Raw genomic sequence first — 18,457 nt, 5'->3', positions numbered from 1 at the left:
GGGGCAGGGACGGACGCGAGGGGCGCGACCACAGCCACGGTCGGCTCCTCGGCGGGGGCAGGCACAGGCTCGGTTTCGTGGGTGATCTGCAGCAGGTAGCCGGGGTTGAACATGTAGCCCCGGCGCGGCAGCGTCTGGATGATCTCCCGCTGGCGCTCGTCGTGCAGGAGCTGGCGCAGCGTGTAGATCTGCTGGTTGAGGCTGCCCTGGCTCACCACGCGGTCGTGCCAGGCGTATTGCAGCAGCTCGTCCCGGGAGACCACCTCGCCAGGGGACTGCAGCAGGCGCTCCAGCACTTTGCTGCCGGAGAACCCCAGTTCGATCCGCTCCTCCTGGTCGGCCTGGATCAACGAAAGCTGAAAACGCAGCGGATGGAAGCGGACCTGGCAGTCCGTACGACCGGTTCGCAAGTAGATGCAAGACATGTGGCCTCCACTCATTTTCTTGTTCTTTCCATGGGTAAGCAAAATCCGACATCTCGGTCAGAATTTCGGGGAAGGGCCGGGATGCGGGTGCGATTATTGAGGGTGGAGTCAGGTTTTTGGGGGGTGGTGGCGAGTATTGTCTTTGGCGAAATTTCCTATTGTCAGGTCAGCCTCTAAGGCTGCTTCCTCGGAATGCGAGAAGTAGCGGGTATGTGCGGCGAAATTCGCCAACTGGAAAGGTTTCGTGAAGGCTTCGTTGTGGCGGCTGGAGCGTCTTTGCAATGAGGTGCGTCAGGGCGTAATCGCTCTGAATAAACCCTTTTGACGGGGGAGGGGCGCAGGGAGGAGGACGTTGCATTCAGGGCGGAGGGGGTGAAGCCGGGGAATACGTGGCTTCTACAGAGTTTGCGATTTTTGTTGTCGGTTTTTTCGCTGTTTTTGCGGTTGTGCCGGAACCATTCCGTGCCAAGGGTTTGCGTAACCGGGTTCGGCGCGGATGAGGGGATAACCCGTCCAGCAGGCTCATCCGCCGCCAAAGCAAAAAAGACGCCCCGGTTTCCCGGGGCGTAAAGCCAGGCTCTGCTGGACAGCGCAGGCTGGAGGGGGGAGGAACCGGTCAGCCGAGCAGCGACATCACCAGGTTGGGCATCTGGCCAGCCTGCTTGAGCATGGAGATGCCGGACTGCATGAGCATGGTGTTCTTGGTCATGCTCGCGCTTTCGGTGGCGATGTCGGCATCGAGGATGCGGCCGCGGGCCAGGTCGGTGTTGTCTTTCATGTTGGCCAGGTTGTTGGCGGTGTGGTTCAGGCGGTTGATGTTGGCGCCGAAGGAGGCGCGCATGCTGCCGATGGCGTCCAGGGTGCTGTCCAGGGCGGTGATGCCGGCCGTGGAGGTGGCGTTGTCGTCCAGCTTCAGGGCCTTCAGGTCGTCGGTCAGGGTTTTCTTCAGGGCGGCCATGTCGGCGCTGACGTCCAGGGTCAGGGTCTCGGCGGCGGTGGCGCCGATCTGGAAATTGACCGCCTTGGAGAATTTGCCGGCGTCGGAGAACAGGTTGTCGCCGGCGTAGGTGGTGTTGCTGAAGATGTTCTCCACTTCCTTGGCCAGTTGGTCGAACTCGGCCTGGATGGAGGTGCGGTCCTTGGCGCTGTTGGTGTCGTTGGCCGACTGGGTGGCCAGGTCCTTCATGCGCTGGACGATGCCGGTGATTTCGTTGAAGGCGCCCTCGGCAGTCTGCAGCAGGGAGGTGGCGTCTCCGGTGTTGCGGTTGGCCACGCCCATGCCGCGGGTCTGGGCATTGAGGCGGGTGGCGATCTGCAGGCCGGCGGCGTCGTCGGAGGCCGAGTTGATGCGGAAACCGGTGCCCAGGCGTTGCTGGTTGAGGGCCAGGGTGCTGTTGGTGCGGTTCAGGCTGGTCTGGGTGACCAGCGCGGAATAGTTGGTGTGGATGGACAAGGCCATGGGTACTTCCTCTGCAAGTTGCCTGTGTGGCTGGCTGAACTGCCTGCCTGTGTCTGGAAAGCGACCGGCTCGGGAAGCGCCTTAAACATCGATTTCCAGACGCCTTGCTCAACCCAGGGTTCCCACCACCTTGAGCCCCACGCGCTCGGGAATCTCGTTCTGCGAGAGCACGTGCAGCCCCGGGCTGAACACCCGCGCGTAGCGCGCCAGCAGCGGGCGCAGCTGTGGCATCACGGTGAGGATCGGCGGGTGGCCCTCGCGGCGCAGGCGTTCCTTCACCGCTGGCATGGCGCCTTGCAGCTGGTTGAGCAGGGCCGGCTCCACGGGGATCGCGTCCAGGCTCACCGGCCCGGCCTGCTGCGCCAGGCTCAAGGCCCCGAGCAGGGTGTTCTCCAGGGCCGGATCCAGCAGGAACACCCCCAGCTCGCCGCGCTCCCCGGCGATCTGCGCAACGATGGTGCGGCGCAGCGCGTAGCGCGCATCCGCCGCCAGCAGCAGCGGGTCCTTGGTGCTCTCGCTGCCTTCCAGCAGGGCGGTGGCCAGGGTCACCACGTCGCGCAGCGGCACCTCGTCCTGCAGCAGGTGGCGGCAGGCGCGGTGGATGGGGCCGAGGCCCAGCTGGGCGCGCAGGGCCTCGGCCAGCTTGGGCGCCTCCAGGGCCAGGCGCTGCAGCAGCAAGTCCACGTCGTCCAGGCGCAGCAGGTCCGGCAGGTTCTGGCGGATCACCTTGTTCAGGTGGGTGGCGATCACGCTGGCACAGTCGATCACCTGGTAACCCAGGTTCAGGGCGCGGGCCTTCTCGGTGGGCTCGATCCACACCACCTGCATGCGGTATGCCGGGTCGGTGGCGAGGATGCCGTCGATCTCGCCGTACAGCTCGGGGGAGGGGATGGCCATCAGCCGGTCGGCGTGGATCTCGGCGGACTCGATGGTCTGGCCGTTGATCTGGATGCTGTATTGCGAAGCCTTCAGCCGCAGGTTGTCGCGGATGCGCACCTCCGGCAGGAGGAAGCCCAGGTGCTCGGACAGCGACTGGCGCACCCCGCGCACCCGCTGCGGCAGCGGCGCGCCGCCGGCCTCGTTGACCAGCCCCACCAGCTTGTAGCCCAGGGACAGCCCCAGGCGCTCGACGCCGGGCAGGTCCTCCCAGCCCAGCGGCGCGTTGTGCGGGCTGTCCATGGCCTGGGCCAGGGCCTCGGTGCGCTCCAGGGTGTGTGCCTCTTTCGGGGGGGCGCTGCGTGCCACCCGCCAGGCGACGAAGCCCACCAGCGCGGCGAAGGCCAGGAAGGCCAGGTGCGGCATGCCCGGCACCAGCGCCAGCACCACCAGGATGCCGGCCACCGTGGCCAGCAGCGAAGGCGAGGCCAGCAGCTGGCGTTGCACCAGGGCGGTGATGTCGGCGGATTCGTTGACCCGGGTGACGATGATCGCCGCCGCCGTGGACAGCAGCAGCGCCGGGATCTGCGCCACCAGGCCGTCGCCGATGGTCAGCAGTGCGTACTGGCGGAAGGCGTCGCCACCGCTCATGCCGTGCACCAGCATGCCGATGGCGGTGCCGCCGAAGAGGTTGATCAGCAGCACCAGGATGCCGGCGATGGCGTCGCCCCGGACGAACTTCGAGGCCCCGTCCATGGCGCCGTAGAAGTCCGCCTCCTTGGCCACCTCGCGGCGCCGCTCGCGGGCCTGTTCCTGGTTCAGCAGCCCGGCGTTGAGGTCCGCGTCGATGGCCATCTGCTTGCCCGGCAGGGCGTCCAGGGTGAAGCGCGCGGTGACCTCGGAGATGCGCTCGCCCCCTTTGGTGATGACCATGAAGTTGATGATCATCAGGATCACGAACACCACCAGGCCGACGATGAAGTTGCCGCCGATCACCACCTCGCCGAAGGCCTCGATCACCTTGCCCGCCGCGCCGCTGCCGGTGTGGCCGTCCAGCAGCACCACGCGGGTGGAGGCCACGTTCAGCGACAGGCGCAGCAGCGTGGTGACCAGGATCACCGTCGGCAGCAGGGAGAAATCCAGCGGGCGCTGGGACGAGACGCTGACCATCAGCACCAGGATCGCCAGGCCGATGTTGAAGGTGAACAGCGCGTCCAGCAGCAGCGGCGGCAGCGGCAGGATGATCATCGCCAGCACGCTGAGGATCACCAGCGGGATGCCGATCCGCCCGCTGCGCAGGCTGGCCAGGAAGTGGGACAGGGTGGGCATGGGTCAGCCTCGTTTCAACAGGTCGTCGGGAATCGGGAAATGCTGCGGCGGCACCGGCCGCGCGCGGCGGCCCTGGCGCCAGGCGCGCAGTTGCAGGATGTAGTGCAGCACCTGGGCCACCGCCCCGTAGAGCGGTGCCGGGATCTGCTGGTTGACCTGGGTGGTGAAGTACAGCGCCCGCGCCAGCGGCGGCGCCTCCAGCACCTCCAGGCCCCGGGCGGTGGCCAATTGGCGGATGTACAGCGCCGTCTCGTCCACGCCCCGGGCGATCACGTAGGGCGCTCGTGCCCGTTGCGGGTCGTAGCGCAGCGCCACGGCGTAGTGCTCGGGGTTGACGATGACCACGTCGGCCTGGTCGATCACCCGGGTGATCTGGCGCTGGGCCATCTGCCGCTGCAGCTGGCGGATGCGCCCCTTCACTTCGGGGCGGCCTTCCTGCTGCTTGTGCTCTTCCTTGCGCTCCTGGCGGGTCATGCGCTGCTTGCGCAGGAAGAAGAAGCGTTGCAGCGGCACGTCCAGCACGGCGAACACCACGAACACCGCCACCAGCGCCAGCGCCGTGTCGCCCATCAGCCGCAGTGCCCCGGTGATGGCCCCCAGGGTGTCGCCGTGCTGCAGCGCCAGCACCTCCGGCAGGCGCAGGGCGAAGGTGAACCAGGCTACCGCGGCCAGCACCGCCATCTTCGCCAGGGACTTGAGCAGCTCCGTCCAGTTCTGCCAGGCCACTAGCCGGCCCAGGCCCTTGATCGGGTTGAGCCGCGAGCCCTGGGGCTGCACGTTGCGCCAGGCGAACATCCAGCCCCCGGCCAGCAGCGCCAGCGGTACCACCAGCAGCGGCACCACCAGCAACGGCAGCAGCACCCCCACCAGGGTGGCGATGGCGCGGCCGGCCAGCGCCTTGAGGTCGTCTGCGCCCTGGTAGCCGGGCGCCGGCAGCTGGTGCACCTCGCGGAACAGCTGCTCCAGGCCGTCGAGCATGCCCGGCAGTGCCGAGCGCAGCGCCAGCACCGCCACCAGCAGGGTGGCGCCGGTGGCCAGGTCGCGGGAGCGGGCCACCTGGCCCTCCCGGCGGGACTTGCGCAGCTTGTGCTCGGTGGCCTCCTCGGTACGGTCCTGGGCGCTGGACTCAGCCATCGCGGGCCTCCAGCAGCAGGTTGCCGAGGCTGTCGAGGGTCGCCCGGGTCAGCTCCAGGTAGTTGCCCGGCAGGCTCGCCAGGGTCAGCGAGAGGCAGGCCAGGCCGATCACCACCGCAGCGGGGAAGCCCAGGGAAAACAGGTTGAGTGCCGGCGAGATGCGGTTGAGCAGGCCGAAGCCGAACTGCACCAGGCTCATGCACACCACCATCGGCAGGGCGATCAGCAGGGCGGCGGCGAACATCCAGCCGAGGCCGCCCAGCAGCGCATCCATGCCGGCGTAGTGCAGGCCGCTGCCCACCGGCCAGTAGAGGAAGCTCTTGTACAGCACGCTGACCACCAGCAGGTGCCCGTCGATGGCCAGGAACAGCAGCATCAGCAGGATGAAGTAGAGCTGGTAGATCGCCGAGCTGGAGGACACGCCGTTCAGCGGGTCGTTGTACACCGCCATGCTCAGCCCCAGCAGGGTCGAGACCAGGTCGCCCACCAGGCTGAACACCGCGAACACCAGTTGCAGGCTCAACCCCAGCAGCACACCCACGGCGATCTGCTCCAGGGTCGCCAGCACCCCGGGGGCCGACAGCGGCTCCAGCGTCGGTGCAGGCGGCAGCACGCCGCCCAGGGCCCCGGTCAGCACCAGCGCCAGCAGCACCCGGGCGCGCACACCCAGGGCGCGGTGGCCGAAGCCCGGTGCCGTGGCGAACAGCGCCAGGGTCCGGCACAGCGGCCACCAGTAGCGGGCCAGGCCTTCCAGGGCGGTGGTGGCCTGCAGCAGGGGATCGCCGGCCATGTTCAGCCCACCAGCCGCGCGGCCTGGCGGAAGGATTCGATGAACAGATCACCGAGCCGGGTGAGGATCCAGTGCCCGGCCAGCACCAGCATCCCCAGGGTGATGAGCAGGCGCGGCAGGAAGCTGAGCATCTGCTCGTTGATCTGCGTGGCGGCCTGGAAGATGGCCACCACCAGCCCGCCCAGCAGGCTGGGCACCACCAGCACGCAGACGATCAGGGCGATCACTTCCACGGCGTGGGCGATGATGGCGACGGCGGTATCGGGGGTCAGCATGGCGTGCTCCTCGTCCGTCAGTAGGGCTGCACGCTGCCGGCGAGGGTGCCCACCGTCAGCGCCCAGCCATCCACCAGCACGAACACCATCAGCTTGAACGGCAGCGAGACCATCATCGGCGAGAGCATCATCATGCCCATCGCCATCAGCACGCTGGCCACCACCAGGTCGATGACCAGGAACGGCACGAAGAGCATGAAGCCGAGCTGGAAGGCGGTCTTCAGCTCGCTGAGCACGAAGGCCGGCAGCAACAGCAGGAAGTCCACCTCCTCGCGGCGCTCCGGCAGGGTCTCCCCGGCCAGCCCGGCGATGGCCTCCAGGGAGGCCTCGTGGGTCTGCGCCAGCATGAAGCGGCCGAGGATGTCGCGGCCCTTGCCGAGGGTTTCCTGCAGGGTCAGCCGGTCCTCCTCGAAGGGCAGGTAGGCCTCGTCGTGCAAGGCCTGCCACACCGGCCGCATCACCAGCAGCGTGAGCACCAGGGCGATGCCCACCAGCACGTTGTTCGGCGGGCTCTGCTGCAGGCCCATGGCCTGGCGGAGGATGGAAAGCACGATGATGAAGCGGGTGAAGCAGGTCATCAGCATCAGCATGGCCGGCAGCAGGCCGAGCAGGCTCATGAGGATCAGCACCTGCAGCTTGACGCTGAAGTCCTGCCCGCTGGGGGTGTTCTCCAGGCTGAACAGCGTCAGCTCGCCGCCCGCCGCGCCCGCCAGCCCCGGCATCATCGCCAGCACGGCGATGAGGGTGCGCAGCCAGCCGCTCATGCGGTCAGCCCTTGGAGCGGGTTGCCGGCCAGTTCGAGGATGCGCAGGCCGTAGTTGCCATTCATCACCACCACTTCGGCCTTGGCGAACAGCGCGCCGTTGACCTTCACGTCCAGCGGCTCGCCGGCGAGCTTGTCGAGGATGATCACGCTGCTGGCGTCCACATCCAGCAGCTCGTTCAGGGCCACCTCCACCGAGGCCACCTCCAGGGTGACGTTGACCGGGATCTTGCCGAAGAAGCGCAGGTCCGGCGCGGTGGCGGCGGCGGTCACCGGAGTGACGTCATCCAGCGGGCCCAGGGCCAGGGCATCGTTCGCCAGCAGGGCGCCGTCGTCGTTGTCGAGCGGGGTGTCGTTCATGCGGATTTCTCGCTTTCCAGGAAGGTGAGGAAGAGGGTGCCCTGGTCATCGAACAGGGCGCCGCGGAACAGCTTCTGGCGGTTGATGCAGACGTCGACCCGCTCCTCCATGCGGATCAGCATCACATCGCCCACCTGCAGCCCCAGCACGTCGGCCAGGGACAGGCGCGCCCGCGCCAGCACGCAGTCCAGGCGCACCGGCAGGTGCTGGATGGCCCGGGCCGGGTCGCCCAGCTGGCGCGTTGTGGTCGGCGCCGAGACCCGGCGGATCAGTTCGTCCGTCCAGGCCGCGTCCAGGTAAAGGCGCAGGTCGCCGGGGCGCTGGCTGAGGTGACTCAGGTAGCGCAGGGTCACGACGTACTCCCAATGCACCTCGGCGTAGCTGTCGTGCTGGCGTTCCAGCGGGCCCGGTGCGTCACCGGCCAGCAGTGCCTGGCCGAGGCGCGACAGCACCTGGCCGCCGATCCGCTCACGCATGCGCGCCTCCGAGCTGCTTTCCGGCGGCAGTTCCTGGTTGGCCGGCGGCGTGCCGCCGTAGTAGCTCTCCAGCACCTCGCCCAGCAGGCTGCGGTCGATGCCGAAGCCCAACTGGCCGATGGGGGACTGGTAGATGCATTCGGGCGGCGTCTCGACCTGCTCCTCCACCTGCACCTCCTGCAGCTCCAGGTTCAGGCGGTAGTGGCCGAGGAAGTAGTCGCTGACCAGGCGCGGGTAGCGGAAGGCGGTGTCCCGCACGTAACCCGGGATCCGGTGGTAATGCCGGCCCAGCTTCTGCGGCTGCAGGGTCGTGACGCGTTCGGCAGGCACATCGTTATGGATTTTTCGGCTCTTGTTCATGGGCATCCTCTGCGGCCGTTCGGGCGCCAGGTTCTTTAGGAAAACTGGCAGAGCGTTGTCGGTCCTTTCGCAGCGGATGCCTGGATCGCAGGCCACGGCCCGGTTTTATCCGGGCGTTGCAGTAAAGAAGGCTCCTGCATCCGCGTGCGATTCGGATACTAGGAGCCGGCGAAGAAGGCTTTAAATCAATTGATCTCAAAAACCCCGCATTGATGAATTCTTGTCGTAGCTGACAGGAAATAAGGCCATTTGTGTGTGGACTTTTCCGATGCGGTGCTAGCGTCGTTTCCAGGCCAACGAGTCGACGCCCTTGCGTCCTCCCGAGCCCGCCGATCCATCACCTACCAACAACAGGCGAACACGCCCGGCGTCGATCCGACGCCAGGGCGCGGGGACGACTGCGCCCCGAGGTTTCGCGAACAGGACGTTTCGAATGGGGGTTACCACCGTGAACATGATGAGCGCTCTCCGCTTTCCCGGGTCCGACCCGCTGCCGGGGTCGGACCGGCCCGATGCCGCCGCCTGGCGCCAGGCACTGGTGATCGGCATGCCCTGGAGCGAGCACCACGCACCGCTGCTGGAGGCCCTGTGCCTGGGCGGCTGCGAAGTGCGCACCGCCCTCGACCTGGCCCAGGCCCGCGACCAGCTGCGCGACGGCGGCCTGGCCTTCCTGCTGCTGGGGGACCTGCCCGTCGAGCAGACCTGCCAACTGGCGGGCGAGCTGCTGCAGCGCCACCCGAACCTGACCCTGGTACCGGTGGTGGGCTACGCCGACCAGGAGCGCGCCGCCGCCCTGCTGGAGCTGGGCTGCACCGACTACCTGCTGGCGCCCTTCGGCGATGGCCAGGTGGAGGCGCTGCTGTGCCGCCTGGCGCGTGCCGCGCGGGCCGACCAGGGCTTCGTCACCCGCTCGCGCACCGGCCGCCGCCTGCTGGCCCTGGCCCAGCGCATGGCACTGTCGCGCACCCCGGTGCTGATCACCGGCGAGACCGGCACCGGCAAGGAGCTGATGGCGCGCTACGTGCACCGTTTCTCCGCCACCCCGGATGCGCCCTTCGTCGCGGTCAACTGCGCGGCGATTCCCGAGTCGATGCTCGAATCCATCCTCTTCGGTCATGAGCGGGGCGCCTTCACCGGCGCCGTCAGCGCCCAGCCCGGCAAGTTCGAACTGGCCAACGGCGGCACCCTGCTGCTGGACGAGGTGGGTGAATTGCCCCTGGCGTTGCAGGCCAAGCTGCTGCGGGTGCTGCAGGAGCAGCGCGTCGAACGCCTGGGCGGGCGCCGCGAGATCGAGCTGGACGTGCGCATCATCGCCGCCACCAACCGTGACCTGCAGGCCGAGGTGGCCGCCGGGCGCTTCCGCGCCGACCTGATGTTCCGCCTCGACGTCCTCGCCCTGCACATCCCGCCGCTGCGCGAGCGCCCCGAGGACGTGCTGCCCCTGGCCCAGGCCCTGCTGGCCAAGCACGCGCCCCAGGACGCCGGCCGCGAGCTGCTCACCGCCGAAGCCAGCCGCCTGCTGCTGCAGCACGACTGGCCGGGCAACGTGCGCGAGCTGGAGAACTGCCTGCAACGCGCCCTGGTGCTGCGCAACGGCCTCTACATCCAGCCCGGCGMCCTGCGCCTGCAGGGCGCCCAGCCGGTGCCCCGCGATGCCCTGCGCGGGCTCGGCCTCGACGAAGGCGGACGTGCGGCCCTGCGTGCCAGCGCCAAGCTCGCCGAGTACCAGCACGTGATCGACACCATCCGCCGTTGCGGCGGCCACAAGAGCAAGGCAGCGGCCAGCCTGGGCATGACGCCCCGGGCCCTGCGCTACCGCCTCAGCGCCATGCGCCAGCAGGGCGTGGTGCTTTGAACCGGGAGGAGACCGCCATGCCCAGCATCGCCAGCGTCCAGCAGCACCTGCTGGACCTCCAGCACACCCTGGCCGAGGCCAGCCGCGGCGGGGTGTTGCCTGCCAGTCCCTTGCCCGAGGGGCTGCCCCCCGGTCCGGCGGACAGCTTCGCCGCCGCCTTGCGCGCAGTGGACGCCCAGCAGCACGCCGCCGGCCAGGCCATGGCAGCGGTGGACAGCGGCCGCAGCACCGACCTGGTGGGCGCCATGTTGCAGAGCCAGCGGGCCAGCGTGTCCTTCAGCGCGTTGCTGCAGGTGCGCAACAAGCTGGCCACCGCCTTCGACGACATCATCCGCATGCCGGTGTGATCCGGACTGGGAGTTCTAGCGTGCTCGACAACATTCGCGACAGGCTGCCCGCCGGTGGCCTGCGACTCGACCCCCGCCTGGGCATGGCCGGCCTGGCCGCCGCTGCCGCGCTGCTGGCGGCAATGGTCGTCTACTGGCTGTGGCGCGACAGCGTCGGCTACCGCGCGCTGTACGGCGCCCACGAGGCGTTTCCCGCCGCCGACGTGCTGCAGGTGCTCGACGGCGAAGGGGTGGACTACCGCCTGCACCCGCAGACCGGCCAGGTGCTGGTGCGCGAGGCCGACCTGGCCGCGACCCGCCTGCTGCTCTCGGCCAAGGGTGTGCGGGTGGCGGTGCCCCCCGGCTACGAGCTGTTCGACCGCGAGGAGCCCCTGGGCAGCAGCCAGTTCGTCCAGGACGTGCGCCTGCGCCGCAGCCTCGAAGGCGAGCTGGCGCGCACCATCGCCGAGCTCAAGGGCGTCGACCAGGTGCGCGTGCACCTGGCCCAGGAGCCCAGCCATTCCTTCGTCATCGGCCGCCGCGAGCCGGCCAAGGCCTCGGTGATGCTGCGCATGGCCGCCGGCCAGCGCCTGGCCCCGGAGCAGGTGGCGGCCATCGTCAACCTGGTGGCCGCCAGCGTGCCGCAGCTGGCCCCCGAGGCGGTCAGCGTGGTGGACCAGAACGGCGTGCTGCTGTCGCGCCAGGGCGTGGTCAACGGCGCGCTGCAGGACAGCCAGGTGGCCGAGGGCTACCGCCAGCAGGCGCTGGCCAACCTCGATGCGGTGCTGGCCCCGGTGCTGGGGGCCGGCAACTACCGGGTCAGCGTCAGCCCCGACTTCGACTTCAGCCAGAAGGAGGAGACCATCCAGGCCTACGGCGACACCCCGCGCCTGCGCAACGAGGTGGTGCGCAGCGAAAACACCCTGGACCAGCTGGCCCTGGGTGTACCGGGCTCCCTGAGCAACCGCCCGCCGCCGGCCCAGCCCGCCCCGCCGGCCGCGCAGAAGCCGGCCGCCGGCACCCCGCCGCCAGCGGACAACCCGGCCTCCACCAGCACCCGCAGCGAGAGCACCCGCCAGCACGAGCTGGACCAGCGCATCACCCACGTGCGCCACCCCTCGTTCCAGCTGCGCCGGCAGAGCGTGGCGGTGGTGCTCAACGCCGCCGCCGCGCCGGAGGGCGGCTGGAGCGAGGCCGCGCGCAAGGAGCTGGAGGCCACCTTGCGCGGTGCCGTGGGCTTCGATGCCGAGCGCGGCGACCAGCTGATCCTCAGCGTGATGCCCTTCGTGGCCCTCAAGACGCCCGAGGAGCCGGAGGTGGCCTGGTGGGAGAGCCCGCAGCTCTACGAATACGCCCGCTTCGGCGTGGTGGTGGTACTCGCCTTGCTGCTGCTGTTCCTGGTGCTGCGGCCGGCCCTGGCCGGGCTGCGCCGTCGCCAGGACGCGCCGCCAGCGGCCCTGGCGGACGGCTTGCCGGCAGGGGAGCAGGGGTTATTGCCCGGCCGTGGACCGGGCCAGGCCCTGGGCGGGGGGGTGTTCGGCGAAGCCAACCCTTTGGCCGAGGTGCGCCTGCCGGCGCCCGGCTCGGGCCTGGAGATGCAGGTGGAGCACTTGCAGCTCCTGGCCAGGAACGACCCGGAACGGGTTTCGGAAGTCATCAAGCATTGGATAGGTCGTCATGAACGAGACAACGACTCCGCCTGAAGAAGGCGCGACCCAGGCGGTACGCAAGCGCGTGCCCCCGGGGCGCGCCATGAGTTCCCTGGAGCAGGCGGCGATTCTTCTGCTGAGCATGGGCGACGACATGTCGGCCAGCGTGCTGCGGCAGTTCGGCCGGGAAGAGATCGTCGCTCTCAGCCAGGCCATGGCGCGGCTTTCCAACGTCAAGCAACCCATGGTGTCGGAGGTGATCGGGCGCTTCTTCGACGACTACCGCGAGCAGAGCAGCATCAAGGGCGCCTCCCGCCAGTACCTGTCCGGCATGCTCGGCAAGGCACTGGGCGGGGACATCACCCGCAGCCTGCTGGACAGCATCTACGGCGAGGAAATCCGCGCCAAGATGGCCCGCCTGGAGTGGCTCGACCCGCGCCAGTTCGCGGCGCTGATCGCTAAGGAGCACGCGCAGATGCAGGCGGTGTTCCTCGCCTTCCTGCCGCCGTCCATGGCCACCGACGTGCTGGAGTCGATGCCGGCCGAGCGCCAGGACGACCTGCTGCTGCGCATCGCCAACCTCACCGAGATCAACGCCGACGTCATCGCCGAGCTGGAGGCGCTGATCGAGCGCAGCCTGGCCGTGCTCGGCACCCAGGGGTCCCAGGTGCGCGGGGTCAAGCAGGCCGCCGACATCATGAACCGCTTCAAGGGCGATCGCGGGCAGATGTTCGAGCTGCTGCGGGCCCGCAGCGAGTCGCTGGTGAGCCGCATCGAGGACGAGATGTACGACTTCTTCATCCTCTCCCGGCAGAACCCGGCGGTGCTGCAGACGCTGATGGAGAGCATCCCGCTGGAGGATTGGGTGGTGGCGCTCAAGGGCGCCGAGGCCGAACTGGTCAAGGCGGTGCAGGGCGCGCTGCCCAAGCGCCAGGCGCAGCAGATGGAATCCATCAGCCGGCGCCAGGGCCCGGTGCCGCTGAGCCGTGTGGAGCAGGTGCGCAAGCAGATCATGGGGGTGGTGCGGGAAATGGCCGCTGCCGGTGAGCTGCAGATCCAGCTGTTCCGCGAAGAAACCGTGGAGTGAGTGATCCATGAACAGCCGAGTCATCAAGGGAGACAGTGCGGGATGGCGGCCTTACCGCTTCCCGCCGCGCAGTCGTCTGGCCGGGGTCATCGGCGAACGGGAGGCCGGCCTGGGTGGCCAGGCCGGCCTGTCCAACGGCTACCAGGCGGCCGTGGAACAGGGTTACCAGGAGGGCTGCGAGCAGGGGCGCGCGGCCGGCCATGCCGAAGGCGTGGCACAGGGCCTGGCGGAGGGGCGGCGCCAGGCCCGGGAGGAGATCCGGGCGGCCGCGCAGCAGCGCTTCGAGGAGGCCAGCGCGCCCCTGCAGCAGTTGATCGAGGCGCACCGCACGCTCAATCGCGACCTGGAGCGGCGGCGTCGCGAGGAGTTGCTGGAGCTGGTGCGCAAGGTGGCGCAGCAGGTGATCCGCTGCGAGCTGACGTTGAGCCCCATGCAGCTGCTGAGCCTGGCGGACGAGGCCCTGGCCGGGCTGCCGGGGGACCCGGGGGAGGTGGAGCTGCGCCTCAACCCCGAGGAGTGCGCGCGGCTGCGGGACCTGGCCCCCGAGCGCACCGCCGCCTGGCGCCTGGTGCCGGACGAGAGCCTGGGGCAGGGCGAGTGCCGCCTGGTCACCGCCCAGGCCGAGGCGGACATCGGTTGCCAGCAGCGCCTGGAGGCCTGCCTGGAGACGCTTTCCGACCACCTGATCAAGGAGCATTGAGGTGATGGGACTGGATGAACGATTCGACCTGGACCAGGCATTGCGCTCCCTGGACGGCGTCCAGCTGGCCACCGTCAGCGGCCGCCTGGTGCGGGTCTCCGGCATGCTGCTGGAGAGCCTCGGCTGCCGCCGCATGACCGGCCAGCGCTGCCGGGTGGAGACCGCCGACGGGCGCGGGCTGGAGGCCCAGGTGGTGGGCTTCGACCGCGACATCACCTACCTGATGCCGTTCAAGAAGCCCGAGGGGCTGATGGCCGGCTCGCGGGTCTTCCCGGTGCGTGACGGCCAGCGCGTGGGTATCGACGACAGCTGGCTGGGGCGGGTGGTCAACGGCCTCGGCGAGCCCATCGACGGGCGCGGGCGGCTGGCCGGACGCGACCCGCTGCCGCTGGGGCTGCCCAGCGTCAACCCGCTGCTGCGCCGACCGGTGACCGAGCCGCTGGACGTGGGCGTGCGCGCCATCAATGGCCTGCTGACCCTGGGCAAGGGCCAGCGGGTGGGGCTGTTCGCCGGCAGCGGGGTGGGCAAGAGCGTGCTGCTGGGGATGATCACCCGCCAGACCAAGGCCGAGGTGGTGGTGGTCGGGCTGATCGGCGAGCGTGGCCGCGAGGTGCAGGAATTCATCCTCCACGCCCTGGGGCCCGAGGGCCTGCGGCGGGCGGTGGTGGTGGTGGCGCCGGCCAGCGAATCGCCGCTGATGCGCCTGAAGGCCACCGAGCTCTGCCACACGGTGGCGGGCTACTTCCGCGACCAGGGCCACGACGTGCTGCTGCTGGTGGATTCGCTGACCCGCTACGCCATGGCCCAGCGCGAGATCGCCCTGGCCCTGGGCGAGCCGCCGGCCACCAAGGGCTACCCGCCGTCGGTGTTCGCCCTGCTGCCGGAGCTGGTGGAGAGCGCCGGCAACGGCGCGCACGGGCAGGGCAGCCTGAGCGCCATCTACACCGTGCTGGCCGAGGGCGACGACCAGCAGGACCCGGTGGCGGACTGTGCCCGGGCGATCCTCGACGGGCACATCGTGCTGTCGCGGCGGCTGGCGGACATGGGCCACTACCCGGCCATCGACGTCGCCGCCTCGGTCAGCCGCTGCATGGCCCAGGTCACCAGTGCCCGCCACCAGGGCGCCGCGCGGCAGTTCAAGGAGCTGCGCGCGGTGTACGAGCGCATCCGCGAACTGATCCCCCTGGGCGGCTACACCCCGGGGCAGGACCCGCGCACCGACCGGGCGGTGCAGCTGGCGCCCAGCCTGGAGGCCTACCTGCGCCAGGACACCCATGAAGCGGCCGAACTGGAAACCACCCTGGACAACCTGTTGCACCTGCTGGGAGGCCTATGAAGCACCGCATCGAATCCCTCGACCGTCTGGCCCTGTTGCGGGCCGGCAAGGTCCGCGACGTGCAGGCACGGCTGGCCCACCAGGCCGACCTGTGCCAGCGCTGCCGGGCCAACATCCAGGCCCTGGAGCAACTGGCGGCCGCGTCCAGCGGCGGTGCCTCGCCCCTGGAGCGCGACAACGCCCAGCGCTACAAGCTCACCCTGCACCGCGCCCTGGCCTGGCAACGCCGCGAACTGGCCACCTTCGAACAGATGCGGGAGCGGCTGCAGGCCGAGCTGCAGCAGGCGCGCTTCGACGAGCTGCGCCTGGCCCATGTGCGGGATGACCAGTTGGCCCAGTGGCACCAGCTGCAGGCCCGCCAGGAACAACGCCAGCAGGACGCCATGGCCACGCAGAGCTGGCTGCGCGGCCGGTATTGACGGGGCCGTCTGCCCGGCGGTGCGCGTACCCCGTCCCGGGCTGAAGCCCGGGCTGCGTCGTGCGCGCGATTCGCGGCGGCGTTTAAGCGGGGGGCGATGCGGGTCGCCCAGTGGGAGGGAACCCGTTTGCCCCACTGGAGGCCCCATGGAAATCAACCGAACCCTGCCCGCAGCCCCTGTGACACCGCTGGAGGCGACGTCCCGTCATGATCGGGAGCCGTCCTCGGTGCCGGCAGGCGTGGCGAGCCTGCGTGCCCGGGAGGCGTCGATGCCGCTGGAGGCGCTGCAGGAGGCCCTGCGGGAGCTGCCGGAGATCGACCTCGACCGGGTGCTGGCGCTGCGTGAGCTGCTGCGGGAGAAGGGCCTGGACACCCGGCCCGAGACCCTGGCCCGCAGCATGCTGGGCCATCACCGGGGGCAGGAGGGGTGAGCGCGGCGAAGCGCCAGCAGGTGCTGGCCACCCTGGAGGCGGACCTGCTCGCGGACCACCGCGCCATGCCGGCGCTGCTGGAGCACCTGGAGGCCCTGCACGCGGCCCTGACGCGGCACGACCAGGGCCAGGTGGACGCGCTCAACGGCTACATCCAGCTGGCGGTGGATGCCATGGCTGAGCGCGCGCAACGACGTGCCCGGGTGCTGCGGGCCAACCGCCTGGCCGAAGGGCGCGGCGGCATGGCGCGGCTGCTGGCCTGCTACCCGGCGGAGCGCGCGAATGCCCTGCGGATGGTCTGGGGGGAGCTGGGGGAGATGCTGCAGCAGTGCCGCCGCCTCAACGAGCGCAACGGGCGCTTGTTGGCCGCGCAATGCGAGCTGATGGACCGGTGGCTGGAGCCGTCGCTCTACACGCCGGCCTGAGGCGTGGGGCGGCGCTGGCGACGGCAGCGCTCGGAGCAGTAGCGCACCTCGTCCCAGCAGCGCGCCCATTTGCGCCGCCAGGCGAAGGGCAGGCCGCAGGCGGCGCAGGTCTTCTGCGGCAGGTGGGCCTTCTTCACAGCGCCTCCCCGGCGTCGAGCCGGGCCAGCAGGGCTTCGCCCCGGGCCCAGAGGGCGTCCTGCTTGGCCTCGTCCATGCGCTCCAGGCTGCGGTAGATCATGCCCAGGCGGTGGTTGCCGCGCAGGCGGTCGCGGTGACGCATGAGGAAGTGCCAGTACAGGGCGTTGAACGGGCAGGCCCGCTCGCTGGTGCTCTCGCTGACCTTGTAGTGGCAGCTGCCGCAGTAGTCGGACATGCGCTTGATGTACTGGCCGCTGGCGCAATACGGCTTGGAGCCCAGGTAGCCGCCGTCGGCGTGCATGACCATGCCCAGGGTGTTGGGCAGTTCGACCCAGTCGAAGGCGTCCATGTAGACCGCCAGGTACCAGTCGCAGATGGCCGGCGGGGCGATCCCGGCCAGCAGGGCGAAGTTGCCGGTGACCATCAGCCGCTGGATGTGGTGGGCGTAGGCATGCTCCAGGGTCTGGCCGATGGCCTGGCGCATGCAGTTCATGCGGGTGTCGGCGGTCCAGTAGAAATCGGGCAGCGGGCGCTGGTTGCCGAAGGCGTTGCGCTGGGCGTAGTCGGGCATCTGCAGCCAGTAGATGCCGCGCACGTACTCGCGCCAGCCGATGAGCTGGCGGATGAAACCCTCGGCGGCGTTCAGCGGAACGTCGCCGCGCCGGTAGGCGCTTTCCACGTCGTCGCAGAGGCGGCGCAGGTCCAGCAGGCCGATGTTCAGCGCGGCGCTGATGCGCGCGTGGAAGAGGAAGGGCTCGCCTTCGGCCATGGCGTCCTGGTAGTCGCCGAAGGCGGCCAGGCCCTGGTCGAGGAAGCATTGCCAGAGGCGCTCGGCCTCGGCGTGGGTGACGGGGTAGTCGAAGCCCTCCACCTGGCCGTAGTGGTCGCTGAAGCGCTGGCGCACCAGGTCGATCACCGCCGTGGTGGTGGCGTCCGGCGGGAAGCGTGCCGGCAGCGGGGCCTTGACGCCCTTGGGCAGGGCCTTGCGGTTCTCGGCGTCGAAGTTCCAGGCACCGCCCAGCGGGGTGCTGCCATCGGGCTCCATGAGCAGCCCGGTGCGCTTGCGCATCAGCCGGTAGAACAGCTCCATGCGCAGTTGCTTGCGGCCTTCGGCCCAGCCGGCGAAGGTGGCGCGGCTGCAGAGGAAGCGGTCGTCCTCGTGCCACACCTGGGGCTGGTCGACGGCGCGCAGGGCCTGCTCCAGGCGCCACTCGCCGCATTCGGTGAGGTGCACTTCCCGCGCCTGCAGCTGCGTGGCCCAGCGGCTGAGTTCGCCGGGCAGGCTGCCGCTGTTGGTGGGATCGTCGAGCTGCACGTAGTGCACGGTGAAGCCGCGTTGGCGCAGGGCCTCGGCGAAGTGCCGCATGGCGCTGAGGATCAGCACGATCTTCTGCGGGTGGTGCGGCACGTAGCGGGTCTCTTCCTGCACTTCGGCCATCAGCACCGCGTCCTGCGCGGGGTCGAGGGCGCGCAGGGCGGCGAGGTCGAAGCTCAGCTGGTCGCCGAGGACCAGCGCCAGGCGGCGTACGGGCATGGCGTTACCAGGCCGATTGCAGGGAGATCGGCAGGCGCATCGGTTCCTGCGGGCCGCCGCCGAGGCCGCAGGCTTCGTCCTGCACCACCTGCTGCACGAGGTGGAAGGGCACCGGGGTGATGCCCTGGAGCACGTCGCGGGCCTGGGTCATGGAGCGCAGGTGGAGCACCTTGCCCTGTTCGTCGAGCACCGGCTCGCAGCGCTGTGGGGTGATGGCGTGGAGGACGTAGTTACCGCCTTCCAGGGCGATCAGTTCGAGGCTGTTGAGCTGCTGGGACTGGGCGAGGTTGAACAGCTGCTGCAGGTTCATG

Annotated in this window: 21 protein-coding genes; 9 read left to right on the top strand and 12 right to left on the bottom strand. The window is 69.6% G+C overall.

Features of this window, described 5'->3' with window-relative positions:
* From SZ55_RS01180 to SZ55_RS01140, 9 genes are all read right to left on the bottom strand, one after another.
* Positions 1-425 (bottom strand): winged helix-turn-helix domain-containing protein (locus SZ55_RS01180; RefSeq protein ID WP_236692372.1); only part of this gene is annotated, 425 nt, incomplete at its 3' end.
* Positions 426-1,041: 616 nt separating this feature from the next.
* On the bottom strand, positions 1,042-1,884 hold the full coding sequence (gene lafA, locus SZ55_RS01175) for a lateral flagellin LafA (RefSeq protein WP_044399944.1): 843 nt from the start codon (positions 1,882-1,884) through the stop codon (positions 1,042-1,044).
* Between the two features lie 108 nt (positions 1,885-1,992).
* Positions 1,993-4,089, bottom strand: coding sequence for a flagellar biosynthesis protein FlhA (locus SZ55_RS01170; RefSeq protein ID WP_044399941.1), 2,097 nt, complete (start codon positions 4,087-4,089; stop codon positions 1,993-1,995).
* Positions 4,090-4,092: 3 nt separating this feature from the next.
* Positions 4,093-5,223, bottom strand: a complete 1,131-nt coding sequence (gene flhB, locus SZ55_RS01165) for a flagellar type III secretion system protein FlhB (RefSeq protein WP_044399937.1) — start codon at positions 5,221-5,223, stop codon at positions 4,093-4,095.
* Positions 5,216-6,013 carry a flagellar biosynthetic protein FliR gene (gene fliR / locus SZ55_RS01160; protein WP_044399934.1) on the bottom strand — a complete coding sequence of 266 codons (798 nt, stop codon included), beginning with the start codon at positions 6,011-6,013 and terminating at the stop codon, positions 5,216-5,218. The genes flhB and fliR overlap by 8 nt, the downstream gene beginning before the upstream one ends.
* A 2-nt stretch (positions 6,014-6,015) precedes the next feature.
* Positions 6,016-6,288: a flagellar biosynthetic protein FliQ gene (locus SZ55_RS01155; RefSeq protein ID WP_044399931.1), complete on the bottom strand. Its 273-nt coding sequence runs from the start codon at positions 6,286-6,288 to the stop codon at positions 6,016-6,018.
* Between the two features lie 17 nt (positions 6,289-6,305).
* Positions 6,306-7,052, bottom strand: coding sequence for a flagellar type III secretion system pore protein FliP (gene fliP / locus SZ55_RS01150; RefSeq protein ID WP_044399928.1), 747 nt, complete (start codon positions 7,050-7,052; stop codon positions 6,306-6,308).
* Positions 7,049-7,411, bottom strand: a complete 363-nt coding sequence (locus SZ55_RS01145; RefSeq protein WP_044399925.1) for a FliM/FliN family flagellar motor switch protein — start codon at positions 7,409-7,411, stop codon at positions 7,049-7,051. The genes fliP and SZ55_RS01145 overlap by 4 nt, the downstream gene beginning before the upstream one ends.
* The gene (locus tag SZ55_RS01140; RefSeq protein ID WP_044399921.1) at positions 7,408-8,247 is read right to left on the bottom strand and encodes a FliM/FliN family flagellar motor switch protein; all 840 of its coding nucleotides are present in this window, start codon (positions 8,245-8,247) and stop codon (positions 7,408-7,410) included. The genes SZ55_RS01145 and SZ55_RS01140 overlap by 4 nt, the downstream gene beginning before the upstream one ends.
* A gap of 433 nt (positions 8,248-8,680) precedes the next feature.
* Here SZ55_RS01140 and SZ55_RS01135 point away from each other — a divergent pair, with 433 nt between their 5' ends.
* The 9 genes from SZ55_RS01135 (at position 8,681) to flgN (ending at position 16,474) form a co-directional block, all read left to right on the top strand.
* Positions 8,681-10,102, top strand: coding sequence for a sigma-54-dependent transcriptional regulator (locus SZ55_RS01135; RefSeq protein ID WP_236692371.1), 1,422 nt, complete (start codon positions 8,681-8,683; stop codon positions 10,100-10,102).
* A gap of 17 nt (positions 10,103-10,119) precedes the next feature.
* Positions 10,120-10,449: a flagellar hook-basal body complex protein FliE gene (locus tag SZ55_RS01130; protein ID WP_044399918.1), complete on the top strand. Its 330-nt coding sequence runs from the start codon at positions 10,120-10,122 to the stop codon at positions 10,447-10,449.
* A 20-nt stretch (positions 10,450-10,469) separates the two neighbouring features.
* A complete protein-coding gene (gene fliF / locus SZ55_RS01125; protein ID WP_044399915.1) occupies positions 10,470-12,131 on the top strand; it encodes a flagellar basal-body MS-ring/collar protein FliF in 1,662 nt (553 codons plus the stop codon).
* Positions 12,106-13,164 (top strand): FliG C-terminal domain-containing protein, encoded by a 1,059-nt coding sequence (locus SZ55_RS01120; RefSeq protein WP_044399912.1) that lies wholly within the window; start codon positions 12,106-12,108, stop codon positions 13,162-13,164. The genes fliF and SZ55_RS01120 overlap by 26 nt, the downstream gene beginning before the upstream one ends.
* A 7-nt stretch (positions 13,165-13,171) precedes the next feature.
* Positions 13,172-13,864 carry a flagellar assembly protein FliH gene (gene fliH, locus SZ55_RS01115; protein ID WP_044399909.1) on the top strand — a complete coding sequence of 231 codons (693 nt, stop codon included), beginning with the start codon at positions 13,172-13,174 and terminating at the stop codon, positions 13,862-13,864.
* 4 nt (positions 13,865-13,868) lie between these two features.
* Positions 13,869-15,200 carry a flagellar protein export ATPase FliI gene (gene fliI, locus SZ55_RS01110; protein ID WP_044400008.1) on the top strand — a complete coding sequence of 444 codons (1,332 nt, stop codon included), beginning with the start codon at positions 13,869-13,871 and terminating at the stop codon, positions 15,198-15,200.
* Positions 15,197-15,619, top strand: coding sequence for a flagellar FliJ family protein (locus tag SZ55_RS01105; RefSeq protein ID WP_044399905.1), 423 nt, complete (start codon positions 15,197-15,199; stop codon positions 15,617-15,619). Before fliI ends, SZ55_RS01105 begins: the two co-directional genes overlap by 4 nt.
* Positions 15,620-15,764: 145 nt before the next feature.
* Entirely contained in the window at positions 15,765-16,049 is a 285-nt protein-coding gene (locus SZ55_RS27820; protein WP_044399902.1) for a hypothetical protein, read from the top strand.
* A complete protein-coding gene (gene flgN / locus SZ55_RS01095; RefSeq protein ID WP_044399899.1) occupies positions 16,046-16,474 on the top strand; it encodes a flagellar export chaperone FlgN in 429 nt (142 codons plus the stop codon). The genes SZ55_RS27820 and flgN overlap by 4 nt, the downstream gene beginning before the upstream one ends.
* On the opposite strand, the gene SZ55_RS27220 is transcribed toward flgN, so the two are convergent.
* Genes SZ55_RS27220 through SZ55_RS01085 form a run of 3 tightly spaced genes read right to left on the bottom strand, consistent with a single transcriptional unit; the run spans position 16,459 to position 18,456 of the window.
* Entirely contained in the window at positions 16,459-16,611 is a 153-nt protein-coding gene (locus SZ55_RS27220) for a DUF2256 domain-containing protein (protein ID WP_082078097.1), read from the bottom strand. The two genes, flgN and SZ55_RS27220, sit on opposite strands and share 16 nt — an antisense overlap.
* Entirely contained in the window at positions 16,608-18,146 is a 1,539-nt protein-coding gene (locus tag SZ55_RS01090; RefSeq protein WP_044399896.1) for a cryptochrome/photolyase family protein, read from the bottom strand. The genes SZ55_RS27220 and SZ55_RS01090 overlap by 4 nt, the downstream gene beginning before the upstream one ends.
* 4 nt (positions 18,147-18,150) lie before the next feature.
* Positions 18,151-18,456, bottom strand: a complete 306-nt coding sequence (locus tag SZ55_RS01085; protein WP_044399893.1) for a DUF6482 family protein — start codon at positions 18,454-18,456, stop codon at positions 18,151-18,153.
* Between the last annotated feature and the right edge of the window lies 1 nt (position 18,457).

This window comes from Pseudomonas sp. FeS53a, assembly GCF_000931385.1.
Classification (GTDB): Bacteria; Pseudomonadota; Gammaproteobacteria; order Pseudomonadales; family Pseudomonadaceae; genus Metapseudomonas; species Metapseudomonas otitidis.
Note: the sequence above shows the minus strand (reverse complement) of the source record. Positions and strands in the feature narration are given on the sequence as shown.

Bases quoted from the DNA above. Each gene is read 5' to 3' on its own strand.
- SZ55_RS01170 (WP_044399941.1), bottom strand. From the start codon at position 4,089: ATGCCCACCCTGTCCCACTTCCTGGCCAGCCTGCGCAGCGGGCGGATC.
- fliH (WP_044399909.1), top strand. From the start codon at position 13,172: ATGAACAGCCGAGTCATCAAGGGAGACAGTGCGGGATGGCGGCCTTAC.
- SZ55_RS01155 (WP_044399931.1), bottom strand. From the start codon at position 6,288: ATGCTGACCCCCGATACCGCCGTCGCCATCATCGCCCACGCCGTGGAA.
- SZ55_RS01120 (WP_044399912.1), top strand. From the start codon at position 12,106: ATGAACGAGACAACGACTCCGCCTGAAGAAGGCGCGACCCAGGCGGTA.
- SZ55_RS01090 (WP_044399896.1), bottom strand. From the start codon at position 18,146: ATGCCCGTACGCCGCCTGGCGCTGGTCCTCGGCGACCAGCTGAGCTTC.
- fliR (WP_044399934.1), bottom strand. From the start codon at position 6,013: ATGGCCGGCGATCCCCTGCTGCAGGCCACCACCGCCCTGGAAGGCCTG.
- SZ55_RS01105 (WP_044399905.1), top strand. From the start codon at position 15,197: ATGAAGCACCGCATCGAATCCCTCGACCGTCTGGCCCTGTTGCGGGCC.
- lafA (WP_044399944.1), bottom strand. From the start codon at position 1,884: ATGGCCTTGTCCATCCACACCAACTATTCCGCGCTGGTCACCCAGACC.
- fliI (WP_044400008.1), top strand. From the start codon at position 13,869: ATGGGACTGGATGAACGATTCGACCTGGACCAGGCATTGCGCTCCCTG.
- fliP (WP_044399928.1), bottom strand. From the start codon at position 7,052: ATGAGCGGCTGGCTGCGCACCCTCATCGCCGTGCTGGCGATGATGCCG.
- SZ55_RS27820 (WP_044399902.1), top strand. From the start codon at position 15,765: ATGGAAATCAACCGAACCCTGCCCGCAGCCCCTGTGACACCGCTGGAG.
- SZ55_RS01140 (WP_044399921.1), bottom strand. From the start codon at position 8,247: ATGAACAAGAGCCGAAAAATCCATAACGATGTGCCTGCCGAACGCGTC.
- SZ55_RS01145 (WP_044399925.1), bottom strand. From the start codon at position 7,411: ATGAACGACACCCCGCTCGACAACGACGACGGCGCCCTGCTGGCGAAC.
- SZ55_RS01085 (WP_044399893.1), bottom strand. From the start codon at position 18,456: ATGAACCTGCAGCAGCTGTTCAACCTCGCCCAGTCCCAGCAGCTCAAC.
- SZ55_RS01130 (WP_044399918.1), top strand. From the start codon at position 10,120: ATGCCCAGCATCGCCAGCGTCCAGCAGCACCTGCTGGACCTCCAGCAC.
- flhB (WP_044399937.1), bottom strand. From the start codon at position 5,223: ATGGCTGAGTCCAGCGCCCAGGACCGTACCGAGGAGGCCACCGAGCAC.